The sequence below is a fragment of the Bradyrhizobium sp. 22 genome, assembly GCF_000482425.1.
In the GTDB taxonomy this organism is placed as follows: domain Bacteria; phylum Pseudomonadota; class Alphaproteobacteria; order Rhizobiales; family Xanthobacteraceae; genus Bradyrhizobium; species Bradyrhizobium japonicum_B.
The window spans coordinates 3,855,214-3,867,574 of sequence record NZ_KI519399.1 but is presented as its reverse complement, the minus strand read 5'-3'; the positions used below and the strand labels follow the sequence as shown (position 1 = coordinate 3,867,574).

General features: G+C 65.5%; 10 protein-coding genes. 3 read left to right on the top strand and 7 right to left on the bottom strand.

The features are described 5' to 3' along the window. Nucleotides 1-36: 36 nt before the first annotated feature. Both fsrB and K410_RS0119740 read left to right on the top strand, forming a co-directional pair. Nucleotides 37-1,326, top strand: coding sequence for a siderophore utilization protein FsrB (gene fsrB / locus K410_RS0119745; protein WP_028136479.1), 1,290 nt, complete (start codon nt 37-39; stop codon nt 1,324-1,326). Between the two features lie 89 nt (nt 1,327-1,415). Next, nucleotides 1,416-2,243, top strand: coding sequence for a hypothetical protein (locus tag K410_RS0119740; RefSeq protein ID WP_028136478.1), 828 nt, complete (start codon nt 1,416-1,418; stop codon nt 2,241-2,243). A 34-nt stretch (nt 2,244-2,277) separates the two neighbouring features. Here K410_RS0119740 and K410_RS0119735 read toward each other — a convergent pair whose 3' ends face one another. Genes K410_RS0119735 through K410_RS0119705 form a run of 7 tightly spaced genes read right to left on the bottom strand, consistent with a single transcriptional unit; the run spans nt 2,278 to nt 11,226 of the window. Beyond that, nucleotides 2,278-3,273: an FAD:protein FMN transferase gene (locus tag K410_RS0119735; RefSeq protein ID WP_028136477.1), complete on the bottom strand. Its 996-nt coding sequence runs from the start codon at nt 3,271-3,273 to the stop codon at nt 2,278-2,280. Next, entirely contained in the window at nt 3,270-3,842 is a 573-nt protein-coding gene (locus K410_RS0119730) for a nitrous oxide reductase accessory protein NosL (RefSeq protein WP_028136476.1), read from the bottom strand. Before K410_RS0119730 ends, K410_RS0119735 begins: the two co-directional genes overlap by 4 nt. After that, entirely contained in the window at nt 3,839-4,666 is an 828-nt protein-coding gene (locus tag K410_RS0119725) for an ABC transporter permease subunit (protein WP_028136475.1), read from the bottom strand. The genes K410_RS0119730 and K410_RS0119725 overlap by 4 nt, the downstream gene beginning before the upstream one ends. Beyond that, nucleotides 4,663-5,583: an ABC transporter ATP-binding protein gene (locus K410_RS0119720; RefSeq protein ID WP_028136474.1), complete on the bottom strand. Its 921-nt coding sequence runs from the start codon at nt 5,581-5,583 to the stop codon at nt 4,663-4,665. The genes K410_RS0119725 and K410_RS0119720 overlap by 4 nt, the downstream gene beginning before the upstream one ends. After that, complete coding sequence (locus tag K410_RS0119715) at nt 5,580-6,920, bottom strand: nitrous oxide reductase family maturation protein NosD (RefSeq protein ID WP_049820126.1); 1,341 nt, start codon at nt 6,918-6,920, stop codon at nt 5,580-5,582. Before K410_RS0119715 ends, K410_RS0119720 begins: the two co-directional genes overlap by 4 nt. Before the next feature lie 42 nt (nt 6,921-6,962). Next, complete coding sequence (gene nosZ, locus K410_RS0119710; protein ID WP_028136472.1) at nt 6,963-8,909, bottom strand: TAT-dependent nitrous-oxide reductase; 1,947 nt, start codon at nt 8,907-8,909, stop codon at nt 6,963-6,965. Between the two features lie 22 nt (nt 8,910-8,931). Next, the gene (locus tag K410_RS0119705) at nt 8,932-11,226 is read right to left on the bottom strand and encodes a NosR/NirI family protein (RefSeq protein ID WP_080672180.1); all 2,295 of its coding nucleotides are present in this window, start codon (nt 11,224-11,226) and stop codon (nt 8,932-8,934) included. Between the two features lie 178 nt (nt 11,227-11,404). Here K410_RS0119705 and K410_RS0119700 point away from each other — a divergent pair, with 178 nt between their 5' ends. Next, nucleotides 11,405-12,271, top strand: coding sequence for a ferritin-like domain-containing protein (locus K410_RS0119700; RefSeq protein WP_028136470.1), 867 nt, complete (start codon nt 11,405-11,407; stop codon nt 12,269-12,271). Nucleotides 12,272-12,361: the final 90 nt, after the last annotated feature.

The window sequence follows — 12,361 nt, the reverse complement described above, 5'->3', positions numbered from 1 at the left end:
GAGGGCCCGGATCCCGGTTGGAATGAGATCTGAGCGATGAGAGCGATATTCGGCAAACTGCATCGCTGGGCGGGACTGCTGACGGCCGCCTTCCTGTTCTTCTCCGGCATCACCGGCGCGATCATCTCCTGGGATCACGAGCTCGACGACATCCTGAACAGCCATCTGTTCGACGTCACCAGCAAGGGCCCGGCGATCCCCTCGATCGAGCTCGCCAAGACGATCGAGCAGCGCGATCCCCGCGCGCGGGTCGTCTACCTCTTCATGACGCCGGAGGAGGGTCACTCGCTTTGGTTCTTCGTCATGCCGCGGATCGATCCTGCGACCGGCAAGCGCTACGCGCTCGACTACAACCAGGTCTTTCTCGATCCCAACACCGGCGCGGAGCTTGGCCGGCGCTATTGGGGCGCGGTGTGGCCGGTGACGCGGGAGAATTTCGTCTCCTTCCTCTACAAGCTGCACTACACGATGCACATTCCGGAGTTCTGGGGCAGCGATCGCTGGGGCATGCGCGTGCTCGGGATCATCGCCATCATCTGGACCATCGATTGCTTTGTCGGCTTCTATCTGACGCTGCCCTCGCGCAGGCGCGCCAAGGCGGCGCGGGCACCTAGCGTCACGCGCCAGCTCGAGCGTGGCTTCTGGGCGCGTTGGGCACCGGCCTGGACCATCAAGACCTCAGGCAGCGCCTACCGGATCAATTTCGACATCCATCGCGCCTTCAGCCTGTGGACCTGGGGCGTGCTCTTCATCATCGCCTTCACCGCGTTTTCGCTGAACCTCTATTTCGAGGTGTTCTCGCCGCTGATGAAGATGGTGTCGAACTATACGCCGACGCCCTATGAGCAGCGGCCCTATCGCGATCTCGACAATCCGATCGAGCCCAAGGTGACATTCGCCGAGATCGCCGCGCGCGCCGCCGCCGACGGCAAGGCGCGGGGCTGGACGATCCCGGTCGGCTCGATCAATTACGGCCCGGCCCACGGCGTCTATGCCGCCGCGTTCTTCCATCCCGGCGACGATCACGGCGCCGGCGGCGTCGGCCCGGCGCAGCTCTATTACGACAGCGAGGACGGCCGCCCGATCGGCGAGCGGCTGCCCTGGGTCGGCACCGCCGCCGATATCTTCGTCCAGGCGCAGTTCCCGCTGCATTCGGGCCGCATCGTCGGCTTGTTCGGGCGCATCCTGATCTCGATCATGGGCCTCGTGGTCGCCGCGCTCTCGGTCACCGGCGTCGTGATCTGGTGGCGCAAGCGCCGCGCCCGGGTCCGTGTCCGCGAGACCGCGGCGGTGCGCCTGACCCGGCAGCTGACGCCGGCGGAGTAGGGCGCGAAGAGCGCGGTTCGTTGCGGATGAACCTTCGCGCCTCGCAGCCGCACAAAGATGGCAGATCGCCTCCAATCCGCGGACGTTGAATGAGATTGCCTGCCTTGCTCTGCCTGCTCCTCCTCGCGATGCCCGTCCACGCGGCCCCGCCGGAGCGGCACTATCTCGACCTGCGCGATCGCTACATCGCAAAGTTCTCGAAGGCCAAGGAGAGCGAGGTGATCTACAAGCAGCACGATGCCGCCCTGAAGGAGCTGGCAGGCGTGCTGCGCGGCCTGGTGGGACCAGTCGCGATCAAGGGATTTTCCGCGGACGGCAGGTCGAACGTCGACACGCTGTTCCGGAGCGACATCGGTTTCGGCCATCTCGACGGACTGAGCTTCGCGACCGAAGACTACAAAACGCAGGCCGTGGTGACGACCACCACGCTGCTGACCCATTGGCTGCGCGAGCACCGCGACGACGGCATGCCGCAGGAAACGGGCGCGGCGTTCAAGTCGGATCGCTTTTATTACCATGCCATCCAGGACGCGGCATTCGCCAAATATGCCGAGCTGCCGGTCACCGCGCCCGCATCGGCGAATGCGGCGGTCGCGGTGCTCGGCCTGCGCGGCAATGGCGGCCTGAAGGGGCCTCCGGATGAAATCGATGTCGTCGCGATCAAAGGCGACAAGGTCTTCTTCCTCGCCACGTCGGATGGCGTGAAGACGGCGGAGATCCCGGCCTGCGAACGCGTGTGGACGCAGATGATGGCGAAACCCGTCAACAAGAAGGATCCGCGCGGCGACATGGCCAGGGAGGACCGGGCGATGGACGCCTACACGAAATGCTTCGCCAAGGAAGCGCCGAGCCAGAGCTGGTACGCGGCCGCGGTCAGGAAGGCGCAGAGCCAACTGGATCTGCTGCCGCTGCGCTGAAGCGTGACGATCATACGCAAACAACAGGCGCAGCTTACGCCGACAATTCGATAGCCCGGCCAGCCGAATCGATCAGGTGCACGCGGTCGATATCGACGCGCGGCAGCAACGATCGGATCCCGTCTTGCGGCATCAGGCTGAACGCCGTCGACAAGGCGTCCGCGGCGGTCGCGCTGCGGGAAATCGCCGTCACGCTGCGATAGCGGCGCGCACAGCCACCCGATTTGGGATCGAACAAATGGTTGAAGCGCGCCCCGGAATCGAACTGGCAGCCGTAGCCGCCCGAGGTGGAGACGGCGCGATCGACGATCGGCAGCACGGTTTTCGTCTGACCCACGACGTCCGGATCGGCGATGCCGACCTCCCAGGGGTGTCCGTCCGGACGCGAGCCGATCGCGCGCGCTTCGCCCATGTCGACCAGGCTGTGTAAGACGCCATGTGCCCGGAGCAGGTCCACGACCTTGTCCGTGACGTAGCCTTGCGCGATCCCGTTCAGGGTCACGGCCATGCCCCTGGGCATCACGATCCGGTTGCGGCTGACCGACAGCCGGTGGCTGCCGACGCGCGCCAGCGCGGCCTCGACCGCGGCTGGCGGAGGCCCCGCCGGATCGGCGTCATCTCGCGCGAAATGGCCGGCATAGAGCTCCCACAGCGGCTGGACGGTGACGTCGAACAGGCCGCCGGTCAGCGTGGCATAACGCTGCGCGACCGACAGCAGATCGACCATCTCGGCGGCGGGATCGATCAGGACACCGGTGCGGTTCAGCGCGATCAGGGCGGAATCCTCGAGGTAAAGGCTGAAAAGCCGCTCGAGTCGCCGCGCCTCGGCGCAGGCCAGCGCGATCAGCCGCTCCGCCCGGCTGCGATCTTCGTCGTGGATCTCCATCGTCGCGACCGCGCCCAGCATCGTGCCGCGCCAGGTCACCGGCGCGACCTCCGCACGAACGGGATGGCCGGCGGCCAATGCGCCGAGGCCCGCTGCCGCCGCGCTGATCCGGATGAAGCGTCGTCGCGTCAGGTTGCGCGTCATGGCGTCCTCCTCGGTGGGCCGCTTGGCGAGCCCTCGGCGGTTTGGTCGGCCACGGCGCCGCCGGTGGCATGTGCCGACGCCAGGACGTAGTCCCGCGGCACCTCGTCGAAGCCGACGATCCTGCCGCCGTTCTCACCGGCGAACTTCTCCGCCGCCGCCCGCTCCGAAAACGGAACGGCCTCGTCGCCGCCCATGCCGCTCTTGACCCGGCTCTCGATCACGAACAGCGCCTTGCGCGCCTCGATCCAGTTGTCGGCGCCGGGCTTGTCCCAGTCGGCCGCCTTGCCCATGTCGGACACGTAGATCGCCTGGATGTCCTTGGGCTCGTCCGGCAGCATGGTGAAGGCGATGGTGTCGCGCACCGACGAGAACCAGACGGGCTGGATCAGACTCGCGACGAAGATGTGGCCCTTCGGCCCCGGATGCTCGAGCACGTTCATGCCGCAGTAATGACCGATGTCCTCCGCGGTCATCCGATGCGGCGGCGGGACCTGCGCAGCCTGCTTCTCGTTGCAGCCGGCGAGCGCCAGCGGCACGAGCAGGGCGAGAAGCAACGTTCGGCGCTTCATAGCTCCCTCCGCGAGAAGGCGAGCGCGGCCAGGCCCAGCGGCAGCAGCGTCCAGCCGAGCAGGGTGGTCAGCAGGACCGGAATCGTCAGGGACGTGGTCTGGGCAAGACCGGCCATGCCGGCGAAGGTACTGACATTGGCAAAGCCGGTCAGGTTGATCAGCCGGTAGGCGTCGGTCGGGTTCGCCAGCAGCATGGCGTTGAGCACCGCTGCCGAGATGCTGCGGCCCTGATCGAGCGCCAGCACGCCGAGCAGCGCCATGTCGTAGATCAGCACCAGCAGCAGCCACAATCCGATGCAGATGCCGGCGGCCGTGCCGCGGTCGCGCACGAGCGCGCTGACCAGATATCCGATCGCGACGAAAGCGGCGCCGAGCAGCACCGAGGAACCCACCATGGCCGCGAAGGCCAGGAAGCTGTCGCCATCGATCTGGCTGCCGGTCGCCGCCAGCGCACCGACCGCCGCGCCGTAACCGAGGCAGGTCGCAAAGGCGAGCACGGCGAGGTGGCCCAGGAACTTGCCGAGCAGCACCTGCCATCGCGCCACCGGATAGCTCAGCAGCAACAGCATCGTCCCACGCTCCATCTCGCCGACGATGGCGTCGTGGGAGATCAGAAGCGCGATCAGCGGAACCAGAAAGATCGTCAGGCTCGACAGGCTGACGACGACCACGTCCAGCGTGCGAACGCCCACGTTCCCGGTCGGTGCGCTGCCGAGAAAGGTGAGCGACAGGGCAAGCCCGGCGAGCAGCAGCGTTGCGGCAAGCACCCAGCGATTGCGGATGGCCTGGTGGATTTCCTTGGCGGCGATGATCAGGACGTTCATGGCGCCTGCTCCGATTGCCGAAGAAAGTGAGCGTAGAGCTCGTCGAGGGTCGGCGGCACCACGTCGACGTCCTCGACGGCATTGCCGGCGGCCGTCGCGCGGTGCAGCAGCTCGATCTTCCGCTCCGGCGCGGCGTCGATCTCGACGATGTGGCCGTTGAGGCGGCGGCAGGTCGCATCCTGCGGAGCCCAGCCCGGCATCTCGCTCGGGGCGAGGCCTGCCACCTTGAGACGGATCCTGGTGGGCAGCCGGGCGAGACGACGCAGCTCGTCGATCGATCCGTCCGCGACCTTGATGCCGCGGTTCATGATGATGACCCGGCCGGCGCGCTCCTCGAGCTCGGTGAGCGCATGCGACGACAGCAGCACCGTTGCGCCGCCGGCCGCGAGCCGTGCGATGATGTCGTAGAAGGTCTGCCGCAATTCCGGATCGAGGCCGGTGGTCGGCTCGTCCAGCAGCAGCACGCGCGGGGTGCCAAGCAGCGCCTGCGCGAGCCCCAGCCGTTGGCGCATGCCCTTCGAATAGGTGCTCACCCGGCGCCGGCTGGCGGCGCCCAGCCCGACGGCATCGAGCAGCTCCAGCGCCTTGGCCGTCGGCTCTCGCTTCAGCCGGGCGTAGAAGGCCTGTGTCTCGCGGCCGGTGAGGGCAGGGTCGAAGGAGACGTTCTCTGGGAGGTAGCCGAGCTGGCGCCGGCCGGCGAATTCGCCGGCGGCCGGATTGTCTCCGAGAACCTCGATGGAGCCGCTGGTTGGCCGGATCAGCCCCAGCATGAGCTTCATCAGCGTGGTCTTGCCGGCGCCGTTGTGGCCGATCAAGGCGACCAGCTCGCCCTGCGCAAGCGAGAACGAGGCATCGCGCACGGCCTCGACCCGGCCATACCGCTTGGTGACGTCGCTGACGCGTACCGTGCCGGTCATCGCGTCTCCTTCGGAGCCGCGCTCCGCGGCGGCGATACCAGCGGACGGCTGTCGACCACGCCGCCCGGCAGCAGCGCCGGAAACTGCGCCTGCGCCCAGCGGATCACCTGGACGGCGGGGCTGTTGATCAGGACCTTCGCAGCGGGCGCCGTCCACAGCACGCGGTCGATGAGGTCGTTCGGCCGGTAGGCCGTGTCGGCGATGCCGTCGCCGTTGAGGTCGAAGGCCGGGTTGTCGCTCCAGTAATTGCCGCGCCCGCCGGTTGACCAGTCGAGGTGCCTTGTGCCGACATATTTCACCTGGTTGGCATTGCCGACGAAGGCATTGCCGGCGATTTCGTTGCCTTCGGACCCGGCCGTGAAGTGCACGCCGATGGCGCAGCGCTCGAACCAGTTGTCGCGGAATTTGTTGTGATTGGTGTTGTAGATGAACACGCATTTCTCCGGGCCACTCTTCAGAGTGCTCTCCCGCTTTTGCTGCGGGAGCATGCCGCGCTCGTCGTCGGGGCTGTCTTGCATGCTCTGCATCGGCGCGTTCAGCGGGCCGCCCGTCACCCGGTTGTTCTCGATCTGGGCATAGTTCGCGTAGTTGAAGAGCATCCCATAGTCGCGATCGTGATCGGAGACGTTGTCGCGGATCACCAGCCGGTTCGAGTACATGATGGCGTAACCGACATGGTTGCCGATCGAGACGTTGCCGCTCACTTCGCTGTCGTTGGTGTACATGTAATGGATCGCGAAGCGCACCTGCTCGAAGCGGTTTCCGACGAAGCGGTCCTTTCGGCTTGAAATAGTGAAGATGCCGTCGCGACCGTAGCGGAAATTGTTGTTGGCGATGGTGACGTCGGGCGCATTCCACAGCGAGACGCCGTTGCCGGCCTCGCTGAGCCGCCCGCCACGCAGTCCCTCGATCTCGTTGCCGGCGACCCGCGAGCCCTGGGCGCCGTGCACATAGATGCCGAACAGGTTGTCCACCAGCCGGTTGTTCTCGATGGTCGCGCGCTCGGCCGTCTTCTGCAGGAAGATCCCCGAATTCATGGCCTGCAGGTCGCGGCCGGAGGCGCGGATGGTCAGACCGCGGATGGTGACGTCGGGCGCGCTGACCGTGATGACGTTGCCGGCACCGTCGCCGTCGAGCACCGCCTCGCGGCTCCCGACCAGCTGCAGGGGACGCTCGATGCGGATCGAGCCGCGATAGTGCCCCGGAGCGAGTTCGACGACGTCGCCGGCGCGTGCGCCGTCCAGCACAGCTTGCAGTGACTGGCCGGGCGCAGCCGTCACCGTCTCCGCACTGGCGAAGCCCGACAATCCGGCGGCGACCAGCGCCGCCGGAAACATGCGTAACAATGGACCCACGAGGTCGCTCCGATCAGACCGACTTCAAACGGATTTGGGCTCGACGAACATGCGGCCCTTCATCTCCATGTGCATGGCGTGGCAGAACCAGGAGCAATAGTACCAGTAGACGCCTGGCTTGTCGGCCGTGAAGGTCACCGACGCCGTGGCCATCGGCCCGATCTCCATGTTGATGCCGTAGTTGACGATGCAGAAGCCGTGCGTGAGGTCCTCGACCGCATCGATATTGGTGACGAAGACGGTGACCTCGTCGCCCTGCCTGACCTGGAACTGATCGAGACCATAGGCGGGGGCGGTGGACGTCATGTAGACTCGCACCTTGTTGCCGTCGCGAATGACCTTCGAATCCGCCTCGAGGTTGATGCCGTCGGCTTTGGCCTGCTTGACCGCATCCGCAAAGATCGGATCCGCGCGGTCGTAGATCGAGATCGGATTGATCTTGGAGCGGTGGACGATGGTGGCGTCATGCGGCTCGGCGAAGCTCGGGCCGTCATGCACCAGCTTCATCTGATCGCCTGAGATGTCGATCAGCTGGTCGTTTTCCGGCTTGAGCGGGCCGACGTTCAGGAAGCGATCCTTCGAGAACTTGTTCAGCGAGATGAGCCACTTTCCATCGGCCTCCTTGGTCTGCCCCATCGAGGTGTGGTTGTGACCGGGCTGATAGTGCACGTCGAGCTTCTGGAGGATGGGATTGACCTTCTCGCCCTTGAAGGCGCGCTTGGCGGCTTCGATGTTCCACTTGCAGACCTGGCTGTCGAGGAACAGCGTGGTGTAAGCGTTGCCCTTGCCGTCATAGGCGGTGTGCAGCGGACCAAGGCCGAGCTCGGGCTCGGCTACGACGACGTCGCGCGGCTTGATCTTGTCGTCGAACAGATCGTCGAACTTGCGGACGTCCATCACGGTCACGGTCGGCGACAGCTTTCCGGCCGCCACGATGTGGATGCCGTCGGGAGCGGTGTTCATGCCGTGCGGATTGTTCGAGACCGGAACGTAGCGGGTGTAGGCCGAGCCCTTGCGGCCGTCGATGACGGGCACGCCGTTCATTTCCTTGAAGTCGCCCTTCTTCACGGCCTCTTCGATCCGCTTGATGTTGAAGATGACGACCCAGTCCTGTTCGCTGGCGGTCATTTCTGCGAGGGTGACGCCTTCCTCGCCGTTGTAGCAGGTCGCGAAGCAGTATTTGCCCTGGTAGTCGGCGTCGACGTTGTCGAGGTTGCCGCTGACGATCACCTGCCAGGCCACCTTCATCGTGTCGCCGTCGATCGCGCTGAAGATGGAGCGATACTGCTTGGGATCGTCGAGGACCTTGCCGTCATTGGGCAGCGGCACGCCATCCTCGCCGTTGGCGAAGACATAGCCGGTGCGCGGATATTTCTGCAGGCGCAGGCCGTGGACGGTGTGCTGGTTCGGCAGCTCGATGATCTTGTCGCATTTCATGATGTCGAGCCGCACGCGCGCGACGCGGCTGTTGGCCTTGTCGTTCATGAAGGCATAGCGACCGTCATAGGTGCCGTCCGTGAACGAAATGTGCGGGTGGTGGAGATCGCCGTTCAGGTAGGTGCCGCCGCGGTTCTTGAGGAATTCGCGGGTCGCGGGCTGCATCCCCTCCGTCAGGACCTTGATGCTCTCGTTGGTCTGGCCCCAGCCGGTCGCGCTGCAGCGGTTGAACACCGGCACGCGCATCAATTCGCGCATCGACGGAAGGCCGACGACCCGCATCTCGCCGGACTGGCCGCTGGAGAAGAACACGTAATATTCGTCGAGCTCTCCCGGCGCGACCTCGGTCTTCTGCACGGCTGGCCTCGCCGCCGGCGCTTTCGGTGCAGCCGTCTTGGTCTGCGCGTCCGCAGGTGTGACGAAGCCGCCATCTTTCAGTGTCACTCCGCCGGCCAGGCCCACGCCCGCTGCGGCCGCCGTCGTTCCCAGCACGGTACGTCGGCTGACGCCCTTGGTTTTTTCGTTCTCGCTCATGATTACCTCCTCGGCTTCCGGTTCAGTTTGGTGGTGGAGAGTTGACTGCCGACGCGCCGACAGGCTTGCCGCCGGCGGTGATGACGGTTGCGGGACCTTTGCCGCTCGCGCGCATCGAGGGCGAGGACATGGCCGCGAACTTCTCGCGCTTCAGCCGCACCTGGATCATGTGCGGGCAGCGATGGTCGTCGTAATAGAGTTCCTGGCAGTGCATGCAGTAGATGCACTCATTGACGTTGATGTGACCCTCGGGATGGATCGACTGCACCGGGCATTCCTTGGCGCAGCGTTGGCAGGGAGATCCGCATTCTTCCCAGCGCCGCAGCCACTCGAACGTCCTCATGCGGCCGGGAATGGCAAGCGCCGCGCCGAGTGGACAGAGGTAGCGGCAGAAGAAGCGCTCGATGAACAGGCCGATAACGAGCAGGGCGACGGCGTAGGCGACGAACGGCCAGCTCCGCGAAAACTTCAGGATGATGGCGGTCTTGAACGGCTCGACCTCGGCAAATCGCTCGGCCATCTCGACCGAATAGAGTGACAGGCCGAACAAACCGAGGAAGATGATGTACTTGATCGGCCACAGCCGCTCGTGCAGTCCCCACGGCACCGTTATTTGCGGAACCTTGAGCCATTTCGCGGCCGTGTTGGTGAGCTCCTGGAGTGCGCCAAAGGGACACAGCCAACCGCAGAAGGGACCGCGGCCCCAGAACAGGAGCCCGCCGGCCGTCGCAGCCCACAAAATGAAGATCAGGGGAGCCGCGAGGAAGAACTCCCAGCGGAAGCCTGTCACCAGCGCGTTGGTGAAGGTGACGACGTTGACGACCGAGAGCTGCGCGTTGGCGTACCAGCCGAGCCAGACCAGAACGAAGGCGAGATAGCCGCGTCGCACCCATGTGTACAATACCGGCCGCCGCACCAAGAGGTTCTGGAAGAAGAAGATGCCGGTGAGGGCGGCCAGCATGAATGCGGTGATGCCGATCGACACCGTGCTCGACCGCCAGATCCGCATCCAGAGCGGCTCGTCTGCGTCCGCGGCCGGTGCGGCCGCAGCACTTGCCTTTGAGGCCGGCGGCGCCGCGCTCTCCGGCACCGTCACCGCGCGCTGCTCGCGGCGGATGTAGCTGTCGGGCAGGGCGTAGCCGAGGTCGAAAGTCAGGAATGCCTTGTCGCGGCCGCCGAGGCTGCGCTGCACCAGCAGCTGAAGCTGCCACGGCTGCGTCGGATCCAGGGTGAACTCGGGAGGGGTGACGAACAGACCGACCTCCCTGAACTCCGGCGCGCCGACCGCGTCCAGTGCGCCAAGGCGGGTGTGGTTACGGTCGCGGAAGCGGGTGCTGTTGCCTTCCTGCAGGATCTCGATGCGATCGAAGATGCCGCCGCGGACATAGGCCGAGCCCTTGAAAGAGTAGGGACCGTTGCCGGCGACGACGATCGCCTGCTGCCCGGGCTTCAGGCCGTCCTTCAGCCGCCGGTAGCCGTCTTCGCCGAGCAGGCTGCGGCCGATCGTGGGCGCGCTGACGAGCGCGACGTAGAGGTCGATGAAGGTGTCGTCGGCCTCGCCCGGCTCGGGGTACTGGATCGCCGCGGCGCTTCCGGACTTTGCAAAGGCATCGTTGATGTCGCCGATGCTGAGATGAAGCCGGCGTATCGATCCGTCGCCGACGAGGCTTTCCCAGTCGCGGACTTCACTGCGTTCGAGATCGAGCGTCTTGATGACGGGGGGCAAGGCTGCCGAAACCGCCGCGCCGTCGCCGCCGCCGATGCGACCGCTTCGGATGAGCTTGGATGCGGCGCGGACGATACTGTCGCCCATCACCAGCACGGTGACGGTTGCGCCGCTCACGATGTCGACCTGCGGCGGCCGCTCGGCACCACTTGCGACCGGCTTCATGTCCTTGCCGATCAGCCCGTTCACGGCCGCGACGATGCGCGCTTCCGGGATGCCGACCAGCACGATCGGCTCCTTGTGATCGACCAGCTTGATGCCGGTGATGACCCCCTTCGGGTCGATCCCGGCCAGCAGGTGGATCGGCTTGCCGGAATAGCCGACTGAGTTCGCGAAATCGGAGTTGAGGAAGACAAATCCCTGCAGTTGGTCGCCGCGGTAGACCGGGACGATTGGCGGATCGCCTTGCGGGGGGCCGAAGCGATCCGCTCCCGCGAAGAAGTCCGCAGGCGCTAGCTTCGGCAGGAAAGTCGACAAATCACCGGCGGCGTACGCAGGTGAAATATATGTCAGGCATATCAGCAGCAGGCCGGCAAACGCCAGCGCGGCACGATTCGCTAGGGTGATCTCGTTATACGGGCGCTTCGACATCTCGATTCAAATGCCATCTGCGCGACCAACCGGGCTGCGCATGCTTTGTGATTCTTCTTCGATGATTTGTCGCCGCTGACGTGCCACACTCATCGCGCACGTCTACCTGTGTCAAGCCGAACCAAGATATTTGTTTCCTCGTGGAACCTACTCATCCGTTTGTGTCGGGAACCCTGCTATGCCGCTTTTGCGCACTTCATTGCTCAGCGTTGAGCCCGCCGGTGTATTGGAGTCTCTCGACGAGCTCTTTGCGCTAGCGCATGCAATGGAGCAGGAGGCCGCCGACAAGTACGATTCTCTTGCCAAGGAGATGCGCGGGCAGGGCAAGGATGATCTGGCGGGGGTGTTCACACATCTCGCGGCCGCCGAGCGCGAGCACGTGGACAGCGTGACGCAGTGGTCGCAATCGCGCCGCGGCAAACGCCCGGATCCTGCCATGGTGCGCTGGGAGGCGCCGGAAGCACTCGCCCCGGAAGCTGCCGCCGAGGTGAAAACGTCACAATTGATGACGCCATACCGCGCGCTCGCCATCGCGGTGCGCAACGAGGAGCGTGCTTTCGCTTTCTGGTCCTATCTGGCCGCCTACTCGCACGACACTGAGGTCAAGAAGGCGTCGGAGGCAATGGCCAAGGAGGAACTCGGTCATGTCGCCGCACTGCGAAAGGAGCGGCGGCGCGCTTATCATCACGAGCATGACCGGAGCAATGCCGAGACGGCGTTGCCTGACATCGACGCGGCACGGCTCGAGCGCCGCCTGGTTGCACAACTCGGCGAGATGGAACAACGCCTGAGCGGGCCGGCGGCGCTCCGGATCCGGGACATTCGCCAACAGACGGTCGAGATGGCCGACGCCACCACGGGCGTTGGGAGCTTTCCGGCGTCCATGGACCGCAGAGGCCCATTGGAGATCGCCGAAGCGCTGGTCGACGGTTACCTCGAAGGCGCCGAGCGGTCGAGCGCGGCGGCCGACCTCGAACGCCTGCAGCAATTTGCCGAGCGCGCGATCTCAAGACTGGCCTGGCTGCGCTCGCTTGCGGCCGAGTGACGCGCTTGCGGTAACCGCGGCTGCTGCTGCGCTGGTCGTCGCACAGCGACGCGGCCGAGCAGTGGAGCGGGAGCCTGCGATTCAGAGCAC